Origin of the sequence: Chryseobacterium taiwanense (assembly GCF_000813825.1) — a bacterium.
Lineage (GTDB): Bacteria > Bacteroidota > Bacteroidia > Flavobacteriales > Weeksellaceae > Chryseobacterium > Chryseobacterium taiwanense.
In genome coordinates this window covers 422,516-445,326 of the sequence record NZ_JWTA01000005.1, presented here as the reverse complement: position 1 = coordinate 445,326, position 22,811 = coordinate 422,516, and the positions used below count along the sequence as shown (strand labels likewise).

21 protein-coding genes are annotated in these 22,811 nt (G+C 34.4%); 14 read left to right on the top strand and 7 right to left on the bottom strand.

Translation table 11 applies throughout. The features are described 5' to 3' along the window. Positions 1–11: 11 nt before the first annotated feature. Positions 12–1,418 (bottom strand): aldehyde dehydrogenase family protein, encoded by a 1,407-nt coding sequence (locus RM51_RS08625; RefSeq protein WP_039367574.1) that lies wholly within the window; start codon positions 1,416–1,418, stop codon positions 12–14. Positions 1,419–1,521: 103 nt separating this feature from the next. Here RM51_RS08625 and RM51_RS08620 point away from each other — a divergent pair, with 103 nt between their 5' ends. From RM51_RS08620 to RM51_RS08610, 3 genes are all read left to right on the top strand, one after another. Beyond that, complete coding sequence (locus RM51_RS08620) at positions 1,522–2,391, top strand: helix-turn-helix domain-containing protein (RefSeq protein ID WP_039367572.1); 870 nt, start codon at positions 1,522–1,524, stop codon at positions 2,389–2,391. 322 nt (positions 2,392–2,713) lie between these two features. Then, on the top strand, positions 2,714–3,466 hold the full coding sequence (locus tag RM51_RS08615) for a helix-turn-helix domain-containing protein (RefSeq protein ID WP_039367569.1): 753 nt from the start codon (positions 2,714–2,716) through the stop codon (positions 3,464–3,466). Between the two features lie 24 nt (positions 3,467–3,490). Next, a complete protein-coding gene (locus tag RM51_RS08610) occupies positions 3,491–4,657 on the top strand; it encodes an FAD-dependent oxidoreductase (RefSeq protein ID WP_039367567.1) in 1,167 nt (388 codons plus the stop codon). Between the two features lie 53 nt (positions 4,658–4,710). Here RM51_RS08610 and RM51_RS08605 read toward each other — a convergent pair whose 3' ends face one another. Then, positions 4,711–6,834 (bottom strand): type IA DNA topoisomerase, encoded by a 2,124-nt coding sequence (locus tag RM51_RS08605; protein WP_039367564.1) that lies wholly within the window; start codon positions 6,832–6,834, stop codon positions 4,711–4,713. 111 nt (positions 6,835–6,945) lie between these two features. Next, complete coding sequence (locus RM51_RS08600; RefSeq protein WP_039367560.1) at positions 6,946–7,692, bottom strand: metallophosphoesterase; 747 nt, start codon at positions 7,690–7,692, stop codon at positions 6,946–6,948. 235 nt (positions 7,693–7,927) lie between these two features. On the opposite strand from RM51_RS08600, the gene RM51_RS08595 reads away from it, so the two are divergent. After that, positions 7,928–8,776: a GLPGLI family protein gene (locus RM51_RS08595; RefSeq protein ID WP_039367557.1), complete on the top strand. Its 849-nt coding sequence runs from the start codon at positions 7,928–7,930 to the stop codon at positions 8,774–8,776. A gap of 63 nt (positions 8,777–8,839) precedes the next feature. Here the strand turns inward: RM51_RS08595 and RM51_RS08590 are convergent, their stop codons facing one another. Then, complete coding sequence (locus RM51_RS08590; protein WP_039367823.1) at positions 8,840–9,559, bottom strand: pirin family protein; 720 nt, start codon at positions 9,557–9,559, stop codon at positions 8,840–8,842. Between the two features lie 353 nt (positions 9,560–9,912). Next, positions 9,913–10,209, bottom strand: coding sequence for a GNAT family N-acetyltransferase (locus tag RM51_RS08585; protein WP_039367821.1), 297 nt, complete (start codon positions 10,207–10,209; stop codon positions 9,913–9,915). A gap of 416 nt (positions 10,210–10,625) precedes the next feature. Between RM51_RS08585 and RM51_RS08580 the strand changes: the two genes are divergently transcribed. The 7 genes from RM51_RS08580 to RM51_RS08550 all read left to right on the top strand — a co-directional run bounded on the left by RM51_RS08580 (position 10,626) and on the right by RM51_RS08550 (position 18,118). After that, entirely contained in the window at positions 10,626–11,654 is a 1,029-nt protein-coding gene (locus RM51_RS08580; RefSeq protein ID WP_039367554.1) for a methionine ABC transporter ATP-binding protein, read from the top strand. After that, a complete protein-coding gene (metI, locus tag RM51_RS08575; protein WP_039367551.1) occupies positions 11,647–12,303 on the top strand; it encodes a methionine ABC transporter permease MetI in 657 nt (218 codons plus the stop codon). Before RM51_RS08580 ends, metI begins: the two co-directional genes overlap by 8 nt. 205 nt (positions 12,304–12,508) lie before the next feature. Further along, complete coding sequence (gene metQ / locus RM51_RS08570; protein ID WP_039367548.1) at positions 12,509–13,321, top strand: methionine ABC transporter substrate-binding lipoprotein MetQ; 813 nt, start codon at positions 12,509–12,511, stop codon at positions 13,319–13,321. Between the two features lie 375 nt (positions 13,322–13,696). Further along, positions 13,697–14,155, top strand: coding sequence for a hypothetical protein (locus tag RM51_RS08565; protein WP_039367545.1), 459 nt, complete (start codon positions 13,697–13,699; stop codon positions 14,153–14,155). Then, entirely contained in the window at positions 14,155–15,099 is a 945-nt protein-coding gene (locus RM51_RS19080) for a 4Fe-4S binding protein (RefSeq protein ID WP_052248438.1), read from the top strand. Before RM51_RS08565 ends, RM51_RS19080 begins: the two co-directional genes overlap by 1 nt. 2 nt (positions 15,100–15,101) lie before the next feature. Continuing rightward, the gene (locus tag RM51_RS08555; RefSeq protein WP_131667062.1) at positions 15,102–15,515 is read left to right on the top strand and encodes a hypothetical protein; all 414 of its coding nucleotides are present in this window, start codon (positions 15,102–15,104) and stop codon (positions 15,513–15,515) included. A 341-nt stretch (positions 15,516–15,856) separates the two neighbouring features. Beyond that, positions 15,857–18,118, top strand: a complete 2,262-nt coding sequence (locus RM51_RS08550) for a glycoside hydrolase family 3 C-terminal domain-containing protein (RefSeq protein ID WP_039367540.1) — start codon at positions 15,857–15,859, stop codon at positions 18,116–18,118. A 53-nt stretch (positions 18,119–18,171) separates the two neighbouring features. On the opposite strand, the gene RM51_RS08545 is transcribed toward RM51_RS08550, so the two are convergent. Then, the gene (locus tag RM51_RS08545) at positions 18,172–18,945 is read right to left on the bottom strand and encodes a hypothetical protein (protein ID WP_131667061.1); all 774 of its coding nucleotides are present in this window, start codon (positions 18,943–18,945) and stop codon (positions 18,172–18,174) included. Positions 18,946–19,004: 59 nt separating this feature from the next. Continuing rightward, positions 19,005–20,507, bottom strand: coding sequence for a carbon-nitrogen hydrolase family protein (locus tag RM51_RS08540; protein WP_039367534.1), 1,503 nt, complete (start codon positions 20,505–20,507; stop codon positions 19,005–19,007). 232 nt (positions 20,508–20,739) lie between these two features. On the opposite strand from RM51_RS08540, the gene RM51_RS08535 reads away from it, so the two are divergent. The 3 genes from RM51_RS08535 (at position 20,740) to RM51_RS08525 (ending at position 22,717) form a co-directional block, all read left to right on the top strand. Continuing rightward, positions 20,740–21,282, top strand: coding sequence for a helix-turn-helix domain-containing protein (locus RM51_RS08535; protein ID WP_039367531.1), 543 nt, complete (start codon positions 20,740–20,742; stop codon positions 21,280–21,282). An 86-nt stretch (positions 21,283–21,368) separates the two neighbouring features. After that, a complete protein-coding gene (locus tag RM51_RS08530; RefSeq protein WP_039367814.1) occupies positions 21,369–22,280 on the top strand; it encodes a hypothetical protein in 912 nt (303 codons plus the stop codon). 53 nt (positions 22,281–22,333) lie between these two features. After that, positions 22,334–22,717: a VOC family protein gene (locus RM51_RS08525; protein WP_039367529.1), complete on the top strand. Its 384-nt coding sequence runs from the start codon at positions 22,334–22,336 to the stop codon at positions 22,715–22,717. Positions 22,718–22,811: the final 94 nt, after the last annotated feature.

Here is a 22,811-nt window from a genome sequence, read left to right as displayed (position 1 = left end):
TTTGTATTGTTCTACTTTTTAATGCTGATTACTTTTGGAACCGTCACCGCTTTTAATCCCTCTATTCCGAATTCCACTCCGTAACCGGATTGTTTTGCCCCTCCGAACGGCACAAAAGGGTTGATCGCTCCATGCTGATTGATCCATACCGTTCCTGCTTCCAGCTGACCGGCAACTTCTTCGGCTTCTTTTATATTGTCACTCCAGACTGAAGCTCCCAAACCGTTTTCCGAATCGTTTGCTTTTGCTATGGCTTCTTCAATTGTTTTATATTTGATGATCGGTAAAACCGGTCCGAACTGCTCTTCATCAACAATTCTGTTTCCGTTATCCACATTTCCGATAAGAGTAACAGGAATGAAATACCCTTCTGAATCTGGTTTCTGACCTGTAAATAAGAAATCCGCACCTATATTTTCAGAATCAGCGATCAGATCCTGAATTTTATCAAACTGCATTTTATTTTGAATAGGCCCTAAAACATTCGCTTCATTTGCTCCATCACCCATCGGAATATGGGAAGAATAATCCGCTAAAGCTTTAGCTACTTTTTCATAATCGTCTTCATGAACATATAATCTTTTTAAGCAGGCACAGGTTTGTCCCATATTAAGAAACGCTCCCCAGAAAATATTGTCAATATGTTTAGTAAGGTCAAGCCCCGGTAAAATAATTCCGGCATCATTTCCGCCACATTCCAATGTTAATCGAGCCATATTTTTAGAAGATGCTTCGATTACTTTTTTTCCGGTCGCGATAGATCCGGTAAACATAATTTTTCCGATTTCAGGATGTGCTGTAAGATACGAACCCACTTCTCCTCTTCCGGTAACCACCTGCAAAACATCTTCAGGAAGCACAGAGTTAATCACTTTGATCATTTCTAATGTAGAGAACGTTGTATATTCTGAAGGCTTCAGGATGACCGCATTTCCCATTCTCAAAGACGGAATAATCTGCCATATTGCGATCATCAAAGGCCAGTTCCACGGAGCAATTGCAGCCACCACTCCGATGGGTTTTCTGTATAAAACATCTTTTCTGGTTTCATCTTCAAAAACAATTTCTTCCGGTACATCCAATGAAGCAGGAACCTGAGTCCAGCCAACGCAAGCCTGCATTTCAAAATTTGAGCCCGGTCCGCTTAATGGTTTTCCCTGTTCACGCGTAATCCATTCTGCCAACTGCTGAGCGTTTTGCTGTAAAGCTTCTGCAACTTTCAATAAAATCTCCTTTCTTTCTGAATCCGGTCTTGCCGACCATAGTTTTTGGGCAATCTTTGCTTTGTTTATTGTAGCGTTTATTTCTTCTTTTGAGGTATTGTTCACTTTACCGATAACCTCTAAAGTAGAGGGGTTTAGCGATAAAAATCCGGTATCTTCGGTGGTGCTTTCTTTTACAAATGAGGTATTTTCCATTGTTTTAAATTATTTTGTATTTTACATAGCTCGAAAATGACAAAAACATGATATAAATCATTTACTTATTCTCTATTTTTTTTAACCTAAACTCTATGCTATAATGGAAAAGATCGAAGAAAGAACAGTTTTAAGCATTCCTTTTGGAGAATTGAATGTATTTGAAACGAATGTAGTATGTCATGATTTCCCTTTCTATTTCGAGAAACCCGTCATCACATTAATGTTAAGCGGTAATAAGATCATTCGCAGTGAAGAAGAGACGTTTGAGTTTAATGAAAGAAGTGTATTCATCCCGCCCTGTAAAAAGGAATTAAGTATAGATATTCATCCTGTCTTTCAGGAACCGACGAAATGTCTGGTTTTAAATATAGAGCAGGAATATATTGATAACGTTTTTTCCGAGGTCATCGAAAACTGGCATCCAGATTGGGATAAGACAGGAATCATGATGAAGGAAAACGCTGTGAAAAAATTTGTGAGCTCTGATGAATCTTTGTGGAGAAGTTTAACGAATCTTTACAACCGAAGAATAGATGATACATTGAACGGAACTTCAGATTTTCTTTTGAGCCTGAGTCTTAAAGAACTGATCTATGAACTGATGAAAACCAACGCCAAACATCTTCTTCTTCATCCCAATAAAGCAGAAAATGTACAGCATGGTCTTCAGGAAGTAGTCCATTTTATAAAGCAAAATTACAGAGAACCCATCACCATAAAAAAACTCGCATCGGTTGCAGGAATGAGCGAAGCCAATCTTTTCAAAAAATTTAAAAATACGTACAGCTGTACTCCTGTTGAATATATTATCGAGCTAAGAATAGAACACGCAAAACAGCTTCTGATCAATAATCCGGAAATTGACATTAAAAATATCTGTTTTGAATCCGGATTTAACACACTGGAATATTTCTACAGAAAATTTACTCAGATCACCGGAAAATCTCCGAAGAAATTTAAGGTTAGCTGATTTATTATTAAGTATGTTTAAACTCATATTAAAATTAACCACAAAAGATACAAAAGCGATTTATAAAGATGCTAAGAGATACTGAAAGTTCTCAAAAGGATAAAAATCAAAGATTTTTAAAAACTTGGATGTTCTTTTTTCAGCCTAATGTTCAACTTTAAATGTATTATATGAATCTTTTGTGCCTTTTGTGGTTAAATAAAAAATTTAAACAGGTATATTAATAACGTAGTATATATATGTGAAATTTTTCTGTTAATATCCATCTATAAAAATAAGAAAACTGTAAATTCGTTCTACTGAAACAGGTCATAGACAAAGCATGAGCAACGAATTAATCTATCAATTCATTAAACCTGAAAAATCCCTTACTGACTTTGTGTATGGGTATTCTTCTCTGCAAAATTTGTCAACCTTTAAGGAAGGTGTAATCATTCCCAATGGAAAAATCGATCTGCTTTTCTGTAAAACCACCGATAATCAATTTCAAATTGTTTTGATGGGACTGGAAACCCAACCCAAAACGATGCCTGAAACCGAGTTTTCCACTTTTTTTGCGATCAGTTTCAATCCGCTTGCGTTGGAATATATTCTGCATCAATCTATTGCAGAGTTTGTGAACAGTGGAAAAGAATTACCCAATAATTTCTGGGATTTCAGTATTGCTGATCTTGACGACTTTGAGGAATTCTGCGCTAAAGCTTCTCAAAAAATTAAATCCCTATTACCTGAAAATATTGATGAGCGAAAGCGCAAATTATTTCAGCTTATTTTTTCCACTCATGGGGAAATTACCGTTAAAGACCTTTCCGAACATATCTTTTGGAGCGAACGCCAGATCAACCGGTATTTCAATAAACAATTGGGAATCTCGTTAAAATATTACTGTAAAATTTTACGTTTTCAGGCTTCTCTTCATCATATTAAAGACGGAAATCTGTTTCCACAGCTTAATTTTACCGATCAGTCTCATTTCATCAAAGAGATCAAAAAACTCTCCGGAGTTTCACCTAAAGAGCTTTTTAAAAATCAAAACGACCGTTTTTTACAATTTTTAGTGTATCATACGTCCTAATTTTGCAGCATAAAATTTAAAATTATGCTTATCAATAATAAATCAATTGCCATTGTTGGCGGTGGTCCTGGAGGATTAACATTAGCAAGACTATTACAATTAAAAGGTGCCGACGTAAAAGTATTTGAAAGGGATCTTAATAAAAATGCCCGAATTCAGGGGGCTCCTCTCGATCTTCATGACAACTCAGGATTGGCCGCAATCCGTAAAGCAGATCTGCTGGAAGAATTCAAACAGAATTATCTTGTAGGAGCCGACAGAGAACTTATCATGAATGAAAATGCGGAAATATTTTTCAGCGACCACGAAGACAAACCTGAAGAAGATTTCGGACATCAGCATTTTCGTCCGGAAATCGATCGTGGTACCTTAAGAAAAATCTTACTGGAATCTTTACAGCCGGAAACAGTAGTCTGGGACAGCCACTTCGTTTCTATGGAGAAACAGAATGAAGGATGGCTTCTCCATTTCAAAAACAAAACAACAACGTATGCCGATATTGTTATTGCCTGTGATGGAGCCAATTCAAAAATCCGCCCTTATATCACTAATATTAAGGCTTTCTATACCGGTATCACGATGCTTGAAGGAAATATTCTGCAGGCAAAAGAGAATGCTCCAAAAGTTAATGCCTTATTGAAAGGGGGTAAAATAATGGTTTTCGGAAATGAGAAAAATCTCCTGATGGGGCAAAAAGGAAACGGCGACATTGGTTTTTATGCAAGCTTGAAAACGAATGAAAATTGGGCTGTAAACAGTGGATTAAACTACAGTGATAAAGTTCAAATGCTGAACTGGTTCAAATCTACCTATCCGGAATGGAATTCTATTTGGTTTGAATTGTTTGAAAATGCTGAAACACCATTCATTCCTCGTCCTATTTACTGTATTCCTTTTGATCAGACCTGGGAAGCTCAATCCAATGTAACGATGATCGGAGACGCGGCTCACGTAATGCCTCCGTTTGCCGGAGAAGGGGTAAATATGGCCATGCTGGATGCACTGGAATTGAGTGAATGCTTAACATCAGATCAACACAAAACTTTACAGGAAGCTATTTCCACCTATGAAATCCAGATGCGAAAAAGAGCTGCTCTCATTGCCAAAGAATCTCTTGATAACGGAGAACTGATGCATGCGGAAAATGCTCTTGAAAATATGCTGAATTTTTTCAACGCACCTCATGAATAATAAAAAAAGGAACAGCTTAAGCCGTTCCTTTTTATGTTTTATATATTTTGATATTAAGAAATAATGACGCTAAACTGATCATTAAAGGATAAAACGCCTTCCGTCACACTTTCCGGATGTGTACTGAATCCTTTTAATTTTGATGTTTTGCCTTTCAGTACTAAATCCATCAATTGTTTATCAGAAAGTTTCTTACCAAAGATTTCAAAATTTACCTTAAAGCCACAGTTTTTAAAATCAGAGCAACCGACAGCGGTTTTTCCTTTCATCAAATGGTGTTCTTTACATTTCGGGCATTTGGTTTCTTCCCAGGATTGAAGTTCTTTTTTAACAGCTGGTTCGCGTTTTTTCTTTTCTTTTACCTCAACTTTTTCTTCTTCCAGAGTAATCACTTTTCCTTTTCCGTCCACCACTTTTTTAGTGAGTTCTGTGACCATTTGGATCAGTTCTTCCTTAAATTGATTGGCTTCATATTCGCCGCTTTCAATTTTACGAAGTTTTAATTCCCATTCTCCTGTCAATTCAGGACTTTTCAACAATTCGTCTTCGATCGTGTCGATCAGCTGAATTCCGGTATGGGTGGCAATTAAGTTTTTTCTTTTCTTTTCGATATATTTTCGTTTGAAAAGTGTTTCGATAATGTTGGCTCGCGTTGATGGTCTACCAATTCCGTTATTTTTCAGCATTTCACGAAGTTCTTCATCATCCACCTGCTTTCCGGCAGTTTCCATGGCTCTAAGAAGCGTTGCTTCCGTGTAAGGTTTCGGCGGTGAAGTTTTCCCTTGGTGAATCATCGGGTCATGAGGTCCGGTTTCTCCAACCGTGAATTCAGGAATCGTCTGTTCTTCTTCCTTTTCTTTTTCTTTATCGTTGGATTCTTCTTTGGGTTCTTTAGCATATACCGCTCTCCAACCCGGTTCTAGAACCTGTCTTCCACTGGTTTTGAAAGGAATTGTTCCTACTTTTCCTTCTACCAAAGTATTCGAAATTTTACATTCAGGATAGAAAACAGCAATGAACCTTTTGGCAATCAAATCATAAATCAGTTTTTCTTCCCTACTCAGATTTTGAGACGGTGGAACTTCGGTTGGAATAATTGCATGGTGATCGGTAACTTTGGTGTCATCAAAAACTGCTTTTGACTTTGGGATCGGAGCTTCCAACAGAGGCGAAATTAAATCCTGATAGAAATACATTTTTCGTAAAATTCCTTCTATTTTAGGATATAAACTTTCGGATAAGTATGTTGTATCAACACGCGGGTACGTCACATGCTTTTTCTCGTATAAACTCTGAATATAATTCAAGGTATTTTCTGCAGAATACCCATATTTTTTGTTGGCTTCCACCTGAAGCCCGGTCAAATCGAAAAGTCGCGGATTTTTTTCTTTTCCTTCTTTAATTTCGAAAGAAACAATCTCAAAAGGATTTACTTTCAGATATTCCAGTCCTTTTTCAGCACGTTCTAAAGTTTTTAAACGGTCGATCGCAGCATTGAAAATTACGTCACGGTATTTGGTTTTAAGTTCCCAATATTCTTCGGTAGTAAAGGCATCAATTTCTTTTTGACGCTGAACCAGCATCGCCAAGGTAGGCGTCTGCACTCTTCCGATAGAAAGAACCGCTTTATTTCCGCCGAATTTTTTCGTAAAAAGTCGGGTCGCATTGATTCCCAACAGCCAATCTCCAATGGCTCTTGCATTTCCTGCGAGATACAGATTTTTGTAATCTTCAGCCGGTTTTAAACTTGCAAAACCTTCTTTTATCGCTTCTTCGGTAAGGGACGAAATCCACAACCTCTGGATTGGTTTGTTACATTTTGCTTTCTGCAATACCCATCTTTGAATCAGTTCTCCCTCCTGACCAGCATCCCCGCAGTTAATGACCTCATCACATTCTTCGACTAATCTTTCAATGACTTTAAACTGGTTTTCAACACCTTTATTAGGAATTAATTTGATTCCAAAGTTGTTAGGAATAATAGGTAACAAAAACAAATTCCAGGCTTTGTATTGCGGACCGTAATCATGAGGCTCTTTCAGAGTACAAAGATGTCCGAACGTCCATGTCACAAAATAGCCGTTTCCTTCCATATAACCTTGCTTCGGCGTGGTAGCACCCAATACTTTGGCGATATCTCTGGCAACACTGGGTTTTTCGGCAATACAAAGTTTCATGAATTTTCGTAATTATAGAAGAGGGCAAAAATCGGGATTTTTTTTGGATTTTGCTAATTTGTTCTTTCCATTCCAAAATAATCAGACATTCGAAAATGAAGAAAAAAACAGTTAAATTTCTATAATCAGCTCCTTTTCATAGCCATTATATTTTTCATCAATATATCCATGTGGATTACAAATAATTTTTGTGGCTCCAATTTCATAATCAGAAGGCGTATGAATATGACCATGAATCCAGTATAAGGGTTGATATTCCTGAATTAAATCTTCAAGATTAGAAGCATAAGCTGATGTAACGGGATCATTTTTGTATTGCTCCGTAACTGACTGAATACTGGGAGCATGGTGAGTCACTACAATATTTTTCATTCCTTTTGCTTCTTCTAAACTTTCCTGTAACCATAATTTAGATAATTGATGAATCTTAAATATATCTATAGTTCTCATTTTGGAATAAGAAGGATCACGTTTTATCTTTTTATAATCGTTCATTACCGACTGGCAGATCATTCCATATTCTATTGGGTTGCCAAAAATTGAAAAATCAGTCCACAAAGTCGTTCCATGAAAGCGAATTCCTTCAATATCCACAAAAGAGTTTTCCAGCACAAAGACATTGGAATCTTGCGATGCCTCTTTTATTTTATGTAATGTTTTTGGATAAGAACCTTTATAATATTCATGATTTCCCAGAACATAAATTACAGGTTTATCAGGAATTTTAGTCTTGATCCAATCAATTCCTTTTGTTCCTAAATTCACATCTCCTGCTAAAACAACTACATCGGCATTATCAAATGATAAATCCGTATATCCAAATTCCTGATGCAAATCGCTTATGATTTGTATTTTCATATTTTACAAATTACATCAAAAAAAACTATATAAAAAACTCTTAAGAAAAAGGAAGTTTTCTTAAGAGTTTTTTTTCGTCCGGCTTATCCTATTATATTTGTTTCCTAATTTCAATATTACTTTACAAATGAAAAATAATCTAGTAAATAAATTTCAACTAATCTAAATTTGAGCACTTGTAGAGAAAAGTATTTCACTGCAAGTACAGTTTTATAATAAAAACCTTTCCTATCTTATGTTTTACTACAAAAAACTACTAGCACTATTCATATTATTTTACAGTATTTTATTTTTTGCTCAATCAAATAAAGATACATTACGTGGCGACTTTACCTACCAGTTAAAAGCAAAATATGACATCCGAAATGATAACAGATATGAAGAGCTTTTTTCATTACAAATAGGTGAGAATCGAGCGTTTTTTGCAAGTGCTGTATCACTGAAAGGAGATTCAGTAATGACAAATTCAGGTACAACAACACATAATACCGATGGAAGCATTACTATTGGCTGGAAAAAAGGTACCGTAATTCCAAAAACAAATCTAAACTTTACCATTATCCAATCACCTGAAAATGTACAATACTACGATTCAGCATTCATGTCATTACTCAGTTATAAAGAGCCGGTAATAAAGAATTGGAAACTTGTGGATGAAACGAAAATAATCAATACAATTAATTGTAAAAAAGCAGAAGTTACTTTTAAAGGAAGAAACTGGACTGCTTGGTATTCTCCCGAAATTCCGTTCCCTTATGGCCCGATGAAATTTAGTGGATTACCCGGATTAATTGTTAAAATAACAGATGATAGGGGTGATTATGATTTTGAAATAGTAAGATCTGTACCTAATTCCAAACTGAAAGGCAAATTAGTTAATATTAAAAAAAGCCGATATATGGGAGCTACGGAAACAACACAGGCAAAATTGAAGCAAGCCAAACAAAATGTTGATGCTAATGTTGCAGGCGTACTTGCAAGCACTGGAACAACAATTATAAAAGGACAAGAGATTCTAAGACAAAAGGAAAAACAAAAAGAAGAAAACGAAAAATATATAAATCCACTGGAGTTAACTGATTAAAATAATTAAATATAAAAAGCTCCCTAAAAAAGAGAGCTTACCAACAATATTTATAAAACAAAATTAATTAATTTCCATAGGAACTTCCATTAAAAGAATCTCCGTATTTTCTGAGGTTATTTTAATATTTACATCTGAAATATCCCAAACTCCGAAGCCGTCTCTTTCTTCCAGTTTATGACCGCCAATTTCTGCACTTCCCTTAATGATAAAGGCATAAATACCATTTCCTTTTTTCTTAATCTGATAATGGGTTTCTATATTATTTTCAAAATTTCCTAAATGAAACCATGCATCCTGATAAATCCAAACTCCTTCATCATCGGTGTTAGGAGAAAGAATTTGCTGAAACTTGTTTTTGCTTTTTGTTTTGTCTAATGTAATCTGATCGTATCTTGGAACAACATTTCTTTTGTTGGGATAGATCCAGATTTGAAGAAACTTTACCAAACCTTCTTCATTTTTACTGAATTCACTGTGCATCACTCCGGTTCCGGCACTCATCACCTGAATTTCACCACTTTTTATAGTCACTTTATTCCCTAAACTGTCTTCATGCTCCAAACAGCCTTCAAGAGGAATGCTTATAATTTCCATATTATCGTGGGGATGAACTCCAAATCCTCTTCCCGCTTCCACCGTGTCATCATTAAGTACTCTCAAGGCTCCAAACTGAATTCTTTCAGGATCATAGTAGTCGCCAAAACTAAAAGTCTTTTCACTTTTCAGCCAATCATTTTCCGACTTCCCTCTGGAATCAGCTTTATGCAAAACATTTTTAATTTCGTCAGCTTGGGAAAAAGCAATATTCACTTCACTTTTCAGTAATCCGCTTCCACCTCCGTAATGCTCTATTACCTTAATTTCCTGATCCAAATTTTCACAAAACCTTTTAATATCTTGTTCAAACTGATCTTCCAAGCCAGAACTCAGCAAGACAATATCCACTTTATTGTTGCGAATATAATCATACGCTTTATTTTCGGAGCTTAAGAGTTCAGCTTTCCAGCCTTCATTTTTTTCTATAATTCTTTTTAATACATCAAGAATTTCTTGATTTTTTCCGAGGACTAAGAAATTAAGCATTTTCATTTCAGACGAATTAAGAGTTACAATTAAAATTAAAATTCAGATTCTTACAATGTTTCTTTGAACCAAACATCATTATATTCTTCCGGATGACGCTTGAACTGAGCATGAACGTAAGGACATAACGGAACGATCATTAAATCATTTTCTCTGGCATAAGAAACCAGTTTTTCCAGTAATAATTTTGCAAATCCTCTTCCTTCATATTCAGGATTCACTTCTGTATGGTAAACAGTCAGCTTGTTTCCAATGACTGAAATATCCATTTTTCCTGCTTTATTGTCGTCTGAGAAAAGTTGAACTTCTCCCCTTACGTTTCCTAAGACTACTTCTGTTCTTTCCATTGTTTTAATTTTTAATAATAACAAAGTTATGACCTCTCTCAAAATTACATCATGATCTATGATAATTTCGACCAAAGTTTTAGCATTTTTTAGCAACAGGAAAAAAACAAATACAAATAACTGATTTTCAAATATTTAAATTTCAATCCAAAATTATTTACAAAAAAGTCTACTTTTTTAGTGGACTAATAAAAATTTATCCCTTATATTTGCAACCGTAATCAGGACATTAAAATAAAATGAAATCGAATTTTAGAAATCAATCCATTAAAAAGCATACCATCAATACTATGATGATGTATTGCTGTATGCCTGAATTACGAAATTGCTGTGGTTGAACTTACTTTTATATGACATATTTTTAAAGGCTCTACCACGTTGTAGAGCCTTTTTTGTTTACTAAGAATAATATCAGAATGATAGAGATAAAGAACATTTCAAAAACTTTTCACCAGAAAAAACAGTCTTTTAAAGCACTGGATAATGTAAGCCTGACTATTGAAAAAGGCGACATTGTTGGAATCATCGGATTTTCAGGAGCGGGAAAAAGTACCTTAATCCGAACGGTGAATCTTCTTGAAAAACCGGATAATGGTGAAATCATCATCAATGGAAAAGATTTCACTAAATTAAATTCCAAACAATTAGCCAGCGAAAGAAAAAAAATAGGAATGATCTTCCAACATTTTAACCTTCTTTCTTCAAGAACAGTTTTTGAAAATATTGCTCTCCCATTAGAACTGGATCATGTTAATAAAACGGAAATCCATCAAAAAGTCAATGAGCTGTTGAAAATCGTTGGTCTGAAAGATAAAGCCAATGATTATCCTAAAAGTCTTTCGGGCGGACAAAAACAAAGAGTTGCGATTGCAAGAGCTTTAGCCAATGATCCTTATCTCCTGCTTTGTGACGAAGCGACAAGTGCCCTCGATCCGGCAACCACTCAATCAATTTTACAGTTATTGAGGGATATTAATCAAAGGTTGGGAATTACCATTTTATTGATCACCCACGAAATGGAAGTCATAAAAACCGTCTGTAACCATGTTGCAGTGATTGACCAAGGAAAACTAGTAACCAAAGGAACTTTAAGTGAGATTGTCTCCAACAAAGAGAATCCTATCATCAAACAATTTTTAAACTCTAGTGTTATGACTATACCACAAGAACTGAATAAAAAACTACAAAAAGAACCGCAAAACGGACTCTTCCCTCTTGTTGAGGTTGAACTTAATGAACAAATATCTGTTGAAGAATTACTTTCAATAGTTTATGATAAATATAAAATTCCTTACAAACTTCTGAAAGCGGATGTTGAATATTTAGGAGATTCCAACTTTGGAAAATTATTATTACAGCTACAGGGTGAAGAAGAGGAAAACCAGCAGGCTCTTTATTATTTCAACCAGAATAAAATTCAAAATACGGTAAGAGGATATGCTTAGTGATACGATAATTTCTCTTTTATCGAAGGGAATTTGGGAGACAGTTTACATGACATTCGTGTCAGGATTTTTTGGATTTGTATTGGGATTACCGGTTGGAATTCTCTTGTTTTTAACAAGAAAAGGACAGCTTTTGGAAAATGTAATTTATAACAAAGCTTTATCTGTTTTAGTTAATATCTTTCGCTCCATTCCTTTCATTATTCTGATTGTGTGGATGATTCCGTTTACAAGAAGTCTGGTCGGAACATCAATTGGCGTGAATGCCGCTTTGGTTCCCTTAAGTATTGGTGCAGCTCCTTTTATAGCAAGATTAGTAGAAAACAGTTTGCTGGAAGTTCCTCATGGTTTGATTGAAACCGCAAGAGCATTGGGAGCTACTCCACTCCAAATCATCCGAAAAGTATTGTTACCGGAAGCGCTTCCGTCTTTGATTAACAATGCTACGATAACGTTGATCACTTTGGTAGGATACTCTGCAATGGGTGGCGCAGTCGGAGCAGGAGGATTGGGGCAGATCGGTTATCAATACGGATATATTGGTTATGATGCGGTCATTATGAATCTGGTATTGGCTTTATTGGTGGCCATCGTATTTATTATTCAATTTTCAGGTGACCGATTAGCAAAAAGATTTGATCATCGTTAAAACTGAAAAATTTAGAAAATATAGTGCTTAAGCACTTTGAAAATACAGTGTGAATGTGAAATAGTGTGATGGTATGATGATTTCAGCCATCGATCCGGCGAAAAAGGTAATTCAAAAGGTATAAAGCCATATTTTATTATTTATTATCAAAGAATTTAAAGATTACCTTTTTCCTTTTTCGCCATTTTTTTGAAAATAGTTGACAATGAAAAAAATAAAGATTTTAGGGGTTTTGGCAGCAGGTTTATTAGTATTTATAGCCTGCAATTCGCCAAAGAAAGATGATCCGAATGTGATTAAAGTAGGAATCACTTCCGGACCGGAACAGGAAATTGCAGAGGTTGCGAAAAAAGTAGCTAAAGAAAAGTATAATCTTGAGGTAGAACTGGTTTCCTTCAATGATTACGTCGTTCCCAATGAGGCTTTGAATAACGGAGATATTGATGCCAATGCGTTTCAGCATGTTCCTTACTTAAATGAACAGTCACAACAAAGAGGTTATAAATTAGCTGTTGTTGGAAATACTTTTGTGTACCCGATTGTAGCCTATTCGAAAAAAATTAAAAACATCAGCGAACTTCAAAATGGAAGTACAATTGTCATTCCTAATGATCCAACAAACGGCGGCCGTTCATTACTTTTATTACAGAAAAACGGGTTGTTAAAATTAAAAGACGGTATTGGTTTATTACCTAAAGTGACTGATATTGTGGATAACCCTAAACAACTAAAAATCCTTGAAATTGAAGCTCCACAATTGCCGAGAGTATTGGATGATAAAGAAGTGGTTATCGCCATCATTAATAACAACTTTGCCGCACAGGCAGGATTGGATGCGGAAAAACAGGGAATTTTTAAAGAAGATAAAGATTCTCCTTATGTGAATGTAATTGTTTCGAGAGAGGACAACAAGACTTCTGAAAAAGTAAAAAACTTTGTAAAGGCTTATGAATCTGATGAGGTCATGAAAAAAGCAGAGGAGATTTTTAAAGGAGGAGCCATTAAAGGTTGGAACTGATTCTGTTAAAAGTTTAGCGTAACAAAAACAATAATGCCTGATTGATAAAGTTCAATCAGGCATTATAACATAAAAATGAAATATTATTTTACCATAATTTGATCAATGTATGTCTTATTATCCCAGAACAAATATTCTTCACTCATAGTATTATCTTCTTTCTAAATACCCGATAGTAGCCATATTTACCCTTTATTTAAAGTAAATTTTAAGAAATAATAGTATAATTATTTTATATTTGCGCGAAAATACAGATGCCTACTTATACCAGAAAACCTAAGGGTTTGAAAAAATTCCTATGGGTGTAATCTTATCTATAAAAGATTAATCTTCTGATAGAAATTAAGCGTTTTTTAAATGTAAATAGCAGTGAATATGAATAGAAAAACATTTTTAAAAACATCACTTAATGGTCTAGTCTATACTAGTTTATCCATGTCGTTACTTTCGTGTCTTAATGATGATCATTTTGAGACAGAAACTAATGATAAAAACACAGAGCGCTCAAAAAAAAGATTTAAACCTATTTACATTATTAGTGAAGGAGGTGATGTAGTGGGTAAAAAAACCAAAAGTATCGAATATGATAAAAGAAAAAAAGTATTAATGAATTTTGTAAGTCTAGGGTATATAACTGAAAATATATCTATTAGTGAAACAAATAAAACTAATAATAAATTAAAAATAATAAAACTCAATCATCGCTTCTCTTGTGTCTTGTTTAATGATCCATTGGAAATAAGCCTGCCAAACACCTTCAGGAAATTGAAATTCAAGTACATTAATTATAACGATATAACAGAAAACTTTACAAACAAAGAAATAATTTTTTAATGAGCAGTTTTACTATTGGCACAGTAATCGAAGTAAACGTTACAAATTGTATTGAATGTGCGATGTGTGTTCCGGAATGTCCTGTTGAAGCCATAAAAGCGGGATATACGTATCTTGATGTAGATGGCTATGTAGTATTGAAGGATACGGAAATATCCATATCTCCTGAAGCTTGTGTTGGCTGTGGGGATTGTATCTCTGTATGTCCTACAGATGTTTTTTCTTGGCTTTCTGATAATGGTGGTGACGACGGAGGTGATGATCCAATCCCTGGTCCTAATCCACAACAAGATCCTTGCGCTGCTGCTGCTCAGGCTGCTGCATATGCGACAGAACTTTCAGAATCTGATGCATTTAAAAAACGAGCTGAGAAACTTCCAACTTATAATGATGGGAATGAACACGGATATGTATTAGGGAGTGAAAATGGTAATATTGTTCCTACTGATATTCAACATGGAGGACCGAGTGGTATAAATTTAACGCATGATTTTACAAGTCCTGTTGCCAGCAATCATTTACATCCTAATAATACTCCTCCTTCAGTTGGAGATGCATATTCTTTAATGAATTCATATAACGCATATAGCACGTATAGTACATACTATGTGACAGCTCAGAATGGCTCGGCTTATGCATTAGTGGTAACAAACCCTGCAGCAATGAACCAATTCTTAAGTAATTATCCATCAGTAAGCAATCCTCCATATGCTCCCAACTTTCCAGCTCCGCTTAATGATGAATATAATGATGTGGCATTCGATGCAAATACTGATAATCAAACCTCATATGAGATAGCTTTAGCATATATGCTGGATAAATACAATACAGGATTAGCATTATTGAAAAAAGGGGCTGATGGTAATTTCCATAAATTAGGAGCTAAAAAAGATGACGATGGAGGTGGAGGCTCCGGCTCAGGTTACTCCCAAACAAAATGTTAATTATGGAAATAGTAAAAAAAATAGTATTTATTACAAATTTAGTTTTATCTGTTATGATGTATTCACAACAGCTTAATCCTCAGGATAAGCAAAAATTACAAATCATGGAAAATACCTCCAAAAAGTATATAGGTGAAAAATTTGAAGTATTACTTCAGGATGTACCTGAAATTAAAATGATTAGGATATCTCCAAATAACCCGGAATTGGGAGTTCATACTTTTATTATAGGTTTTGTGGATAATGCCACTTTTAGTAAAACAAAAGATGGTTCAATTAAAAATGAACGCATAACACTTTATGTAAAAGGAAATAATCGATTTATAAAGACTAATCAATTGACAAAAGAAGATATAACAAAAAGTAAAGCAATTGAAAAATATGGAGATTTAATTATAACTTCCATTATAAAGTAAAAAAATAATCTAATTCTTTATAAGAGCAGCTTTTTTATAAAGCTGCTCTTATTGTTTTCAGAGAATTAAGATTTAGGCAACTATATATTTGAATGTACCAAATCAAAAATATAAAATTCTAAGTGTTTAAATTCAATCGAGATTTGTTCTAACTAGTAGAAAATCGATGTTTAGATAAAAGTTATATCTGGTACATTTAAGTATATTATCACCAAATTTTAAAATTATTTCTTTCATAAAAAGGATGATAATTAGACATTTATTCAAAAAAATACATTTTCTCAATTTGAGATAATAAATATTTTTGCTAATTTTGTTACCTATCAATAAAAAGGCTTTTTATGTTAAAGAAAACCGCCATTGTAAGTTTATTTACTCTTATTTCTGCTTCTTATATGGCTCAAAATACTACTCTACCCGTTTATTTAGACGAATCGAAACCCGTTGAGCAACGCGTTCAGGATGCCCTATCCAGAATGACACTGGAAGAAAAAGTGGCTATGCTTCATGCCCAGTCAAAATTCAGTTCTCCGGGTGTACCAAGACTGGGAATTCCAGAATTCTGGACAACAGACGGACCTCATGGAGTTCGCCCTGAAGTAATGTGGGACGAATGGAACCAGGCAGGCTGGACGAATGACTCCATTATTGCTTATCCCGCTTTGACGGCACTTTCCGCAACTTGGAATAAAAAAATGTCTTGGAACTACGGAAAGGCTCTTGGAGAAGAAGCCCGTTATAGAAAAAAAGATATTCTTTTAGGACCTGGAGTGAATATTTACAGAACTCCACTGAACGGAAGAAACTTCGAATATATGGGGGAAGATCCTTATTTAACCTCAAAAATGGTGGTTCCTTACATCAAAGGAGTTCAATCTAATGGTGTAGCAACTTCCGTAAAGCATTTTGCACTGAATAATCAGGAAATGTTCCGTCATACCAGTAATGTAAAAGTGGATGACAGAACATTGTATGAAATTTATCTTCCGGCTTTCAAAGCCGCTGTTACAGAAGGAGATTCTTGGACGATTATGGGAGCTTATGACATGTACAAAGGTCAATACGCAAGCCAGAACCAGTATCTTTTAAATGATATTTTGAAAGGAGAATGGAAATACAAAGGAGTTGTCGTTTCCGACTGGGGAGCTGTAAACAATACTGAACAGGCCATCCATAACGGATTAGATTTAGAATTCGGAAGCTGGACCAACGGACTTTCGGCTGGAACGAAAAATGCTTACGATAATTATTATTTGGCAAAACCTTACCTAGATTTAATTAAATCTGGAAAAGTAGGAACGAAAGAGCTTGACGATAAAGTTTCAAGACTTTTAGGTTTAGCTTATAAAACGACAATGAACAGAAACAAGCCTTTCGGAAATATTGCTTCTGAAGAGCACAAGGCTGTGGCTAAAGAAATCGGTGAAGAAGGTATTGTATTGTTGAGAAACCAAGGAAATGTACTTCCCATTGATCCCAATAAAGCTAAAAAAATCGCTGTAATTGGTGAAAATGCGATCAAGATCATGACTGTTGGCGGAGGTTCTTCTTCATTAAAAGTGAAATATGAAACGCTTCCTTTAGACGGAATTAAAGCAAGATTCGGAAAACAGTCTGATGTACAATACGCAAGAGGATATGTGGGAGATATTGGCGGAGAATATAATGGTGTAAAATCCGGACAGGATTTGAAAGATACTCGTTCTGAAGCTGAATTACTGAATGAAGCCGTTGAATTGGCAAAAAAATCTGATTACGTCATTTTCGTGGGAGGATTGAACAAAGCAGACTTCCAGGACAGTGAAGGAAATGATAGAAAAAGCTACGGATTGCCATACAATCAGGATAATGTAATTGCTGCATTGGCAAAAGCGAATAAAAATCTTGCAGTAGTTTTAATTTCAGGAAATGCAGTAGCTATGCCTTGGATTAAAGAAGTTCCAACTGTTTTACAATCTTGGTATTTAGGTTCTGAGGCAGGAAATTCTATTGCTTCAATTTTAGCAGGAGATGCTAATCCATCAGGAAAACTTCCATTTACTTTCCCTGTGAAACTGGAAGATAATTCGGCTCACCAATTAGGAGAATATCCTGGTCAAAAAGATGAATTTGCGGCAGGAAAAGGAAAAGATCAGAAAAACCCGATCAACATCACGTACAACGAAGGAATTTTTGTAGGATACAGATGGCATGATACAAAGAAAATCAAACCATTATTCAGTTTCGGACATGGCTTAAGCTATACCACTTTTGAGTTTGGAAAAGCTAAAGCTGATAAAACAACAATGTCTCAGGACGACAAAATTACGTTTACGGTTTCTGTGAAAAATACAGGAAAAAGAGCCGGAGCGGAAGTTGCTCAATTGTATATTTCTGACCTAAAATCTTCCGTGGAAAGACCAGCCAAAGAATTGAAAGGTTTTGAAAAGGTATTTTTAAATCCGGGAGAAGAAAAAGAAGTGACATTTACTATCGACAAGTCAGCTTTAAGTTACTTTGATGCTCAAAAACACGATTGGGTAGCTGAACCGGGAGATTTTGAAGCACAAATCGGAAATTCTTCTGATGCTATTAAAACGAAAGTTAAATTTACGTTGAAGTAATTTTACTTATATATTTCTAAAACGAGAAGAGTCCAATAAATTGGACTCTTTCTTTATTTCTGATTATAAATGATTTTTCTTTCTTCTTTTATTATTTTTTTCCCATTTTCTATTTCAAATATCTTTACAACATTTCCTTTTTCATCAAACTCTTTTTTATGTATTATGAATTTAGCTTTCTTAATCTCTTCAGCGTCAAGTTTTCCTTTCACCAAAATTGGATCTCCGTATTCATCTAATTTATAATCTCCAATAAATTTTAATCTCGGAAAAGTAAACTGTTCATATTCTAATCTATAACCACTTCCTTTTGAATTCCAAAAGTATTTTGTAATATCATTAAGAACAATATCATTATCTAAATGCAAAGTATTAATTACTTCTTTCTTTCGACCGTTCTCATCTATTATTTGAAATTCTTTATTTGAAAGTTTATTTTTTGAATCATAATAAGACTTTTGAATATTATTATTCCCATAGGAATATTTCGTAACTAAGCTTACTAAAGTATCTTTTAAATCATTATTTTTTATTTCCAAGCCTTTATAAAACTTTTTCTCTTCAATGATTTTGTAATCATTACTAATTTTAAAAATAGTAAACAAAACATCAGGATCTTCAATATTGTCCTTATCATTGAGGCAAATTTCCTGTTTTTGTTTATCATAAATAATAATTTTTGTCAGAAGTAATTTGCCATTTTTATCGGTATAGATATGAATAGTATCAAATTTACTTTTAATCAGATTCTCAGTAAAAATTCCTTGCATTTGAGAATAACTATATAAACTGAGAAACAGTAATATAAAATTCAAAAATTTCTTCATAGTCATTAAATGAAACCGCAAATTAAAACAAAATATTCAGTAAGTTAATTTCAAATTATTTATTTTAAATACGTATCATATAAATCTGTTCTTCTATCTTTCAGAACCTGTACAGAACCGTTATGATGCAGATCTTTCAAAAGATTCAGATCGACATCTACTATTAAGGTCATTTCTGTATTGGGAGTTGCCTCTCCTTTCACTGCATTGGAAGGAAACGCAAAATCTGAAGGTGTGAAAACAGTGGCTTGCCCAAACTGAATATCCATATTATTCACCCCGGGAAGGTTTCCTACACAACCTGCAATAGCAACATAACACTCGTTTTCAATCGCTCTGGCTGCTGCACAATGTCTTACTCTGATATAAGCATTCTGCGTATCGGTAAGATAAGGCACAAACAGAATTTTCATTCCCTGATCAGCCAATATTCTCGGAAGTTCAGGAAATTCCACATCATAGCAGATTACCAAACCAATTTTGCCACAGTCGGTATCAAAAACTTTGATCTCACTTCCTCCTTTCATTCCATAATATTTCTTTTCATTGGGCGTAATATGAATTTTTCGGTATTCGTCTATTCTTCCATCTCTATGCAGAAGATAACTTACATTATACAGGTCATTATTCTCAAAAACCGGCATACTTCCAGAAATAATGTTCACATTGTAACTGATGGCTAATTCCGAAATTCTAGTTTTAATATCCTCCGTCATTTTAGCCAGCTCAATCATACTGTCCCTTCCCGATAAATTATTGAAAGGAGCCAATAAAGGCGTATTGAAGAGTTCTGGAAAAAGAACAAAATCTGATTTATAATCTCCCATTACATCCACAAAAAACTCGACCTGTTCGTAAAAAGCATTAATATCCTTAAACTGTCGCATCTGCCATTGCACCAGACCGAGCCTTATAATACTATCCTGCATCGTATTCGGTTTTTTACTGTAATAGATATTATTCCATTGCAGCAAAACAGCATTCTCTTTTGAAGACTCATCTTCGGGAAGATATTTTTTTAATACTTTGATCGGTAAAAAGTTATTGGACAACTGAAAGGAAAGAACCGGATCATAGATTTCTTTATCTCTTACTTTGCGAATGTAATCTCTTGCAGAAAGTTCATTGCTGTAGGTATGATAATTCGGAATTCTTCCTCCTAATACAATAGATTTCAGGTTTAACAGTTCACAAAGCTCTTTACGGGCATCGTATAGTCTTCGTCCAAGTCTCAGTTCACGATACTGAGGATCTACAAAAACCTCGATACCATATAAAACATTTCCTGTAGCAGAATGGGTATTGAACGTATAATTTCCTGTAATATCGCTATAGGTATGATCGTCCCCAAAATCTTCATAGTTCACAACAATCGAAAGAGCAACTGCCGCCAATTTTCCGTCTACGGTAATACAAATCTGACCTTGCGGAAAAATTTTAGTAAGCTTAGCAATGCTTTTCTTACTCCAAACGTATTCTGACATTTTAGGATAAGCGAGCTTCATCACTTCTACCAGTTCATCATAATCTTCAAGCTTTAGCGATCGTGTTTCAATTTGCATATTATTTATTTTTTTATGATTTGTAAAAAGTGTCAATTCTTCTCTTCTTATCTATAATTTCGTTTTTATAGAATAGAAAATGACATTTGTATTTAATATTTGGTCGATTAAACACATTAAAAATATACGGAATTTTTGATTTAAAAGATTAATCTTTTTGCGTTCTTTTTAATTATTTGTTAAGTTTACTCTGTTGAAATTTATTTATTAAACGACTAGTATTCCCTTTACAATGAGCAATCAGGCTAAAATTTTGAGAGAAAAACAGCATATGACTCAAGCTGAACTTGCCGAAAAATCAGGACTTTCATTAAGAACGATCCAGAGAATTGAGGCTGGAAGTATTCCAAAAGGTTTTACGTTAAAAGCAATTGCACAGGCATTACAAACAGACCCCGAAAAAGTTGTGCTTCCTACCGAAGAAAAGAAAGAAAATAACAGAGCTAAACTTATAAATCTGTCTGCTTTATGTGGTCTTATTATTCCATTTGGAGGTGTGATTTTTCCTTTAATCTTAACCTACAAAACACAAGATGTTGTCACAAAAGAAATAGGAAAAGACATTATCAGCATACAGATTTTGTTGGCTGCTGTTCTTTCTCTTTTTATGATTGTAAGTCCGTTTATTCAGCATTTTTCAGGAGTCCGGTTTCCGCTTTTTCTTATTCCTTTAATCCTCTTACTTGGGATAAAACTCTTCATTATCATTAGAAATGGCATCAGTCTGAACCAAAACAACAATTTACACATAAAACTGAAAACCAATTTCTTATAATTAAACAATCGTAATTGTCGTAAAATTGTCGTCTTGTTTTTGTGAGAATTATGATGGAAAACCACGAATCTTGCAAAAAAATAACAATGAAGATTTTCAAGAAAATTGTATTGACTTTTATAGTCGTTTTAATTCTGATTTCTATAGGCGGATATATTTATTTTAATCAAAAATTTACCCCTGAAAAGAATTATTTAACCGTAAAAAACGAAAGCGGAAACATTCCGATTACATGGTTAGGAAATGATAAAAATGTATTACTTGTTCCTATTCATTTTCCGGCAGATTCTACAATTTATTATTTACAGTTTGATACGGGTTCTCCTTCAACCGTCTTTTATTCGAACTCGATAAAAAATATTCGAGGAATAAGCGTGTTTCAGGATCGAGCAAAAGCATTATTTACTTTAGGAAAAACAGAAATATCTTCAGAAAAATTTATCCTGCTTCATCAAGGAAAAGAACATCGTCAAGATTCACTCAAAATTATCGGAACTTTAGGCGCAGACATTCTGGAAAACAATAAAACCCTGATCAACTTTAAAGAAAACTATCTGGTTTTTAATCTTTCAAAAATACCTTCTCAATATAATAATCAACTGATGGATTTTACGTTTAAAAAGAGAAAAATTATTCTAAAAGGAATATTGAGAGGACGAGAAGAGCAGTTTCTGTTCGATTCCGGAACGAGTGCGTATGAATTGCTGACCAATAAAGAAACCTGGAAAAGTTTAAAATCTTCAAACTCCAACGTCAGTGTTGAAAGAGCCCAATCATGGCAAAAAATTCTTACCTCATTTACAGCAACCTGCAATCAAACTATTCAATTTCAAAACAAGAAAATCCCACTCCATCAGGTTACTTATGTAGAGGGGTTTTCACAGACACAATATGCGCTTATGAAGTTTTCTGGAATGACAGGAATGCTCGGAAACAGAATTTTCCTGAATAATATTTTATATCTGGATGGTAAAAATGAAAAAATAGCCATAGAATAAGTTTATCCGATAGTTTTTTCTATCTTTCAAGGGTAAATTATAACCTTACAGTAATGAAAAAAGTAACAGGAATAGGCGGAATTTTCTTTAAATGTAAAGATCCTAATGCCATGAACGAATGGTACAAAACCCACTTAGGCTTCAACACTAGTCCCTACGGAACAAGTTTTGAATGGCGTGAAGAAGAGGATCCTTCTAAAAAAGGGACTACACAATGGGCTCCGTTTTCCGAAGACACCAAATATTTTGAACCGGCTACCAAAGAATTTATGATCAACTACAGAGTAGAAAATCTTGAGGCATTAATGGAAGAATTAAAAAAAGAAAATGTAACCATTCTTGATGAAATCCAAACCTACGATTATGGAAAGTTCATTCATATTTTAGATATGGAAGGTAATAAAATAGAATTATGGGAACCTACGGAACATGATTAAATCATAGTTTCCTGATAATAAAACAAGGCTAAAAAACTGATTTACTGCAGTAATTTTAGCCTTTGCTATGTAACTGACTTTTCATTTTTCTATT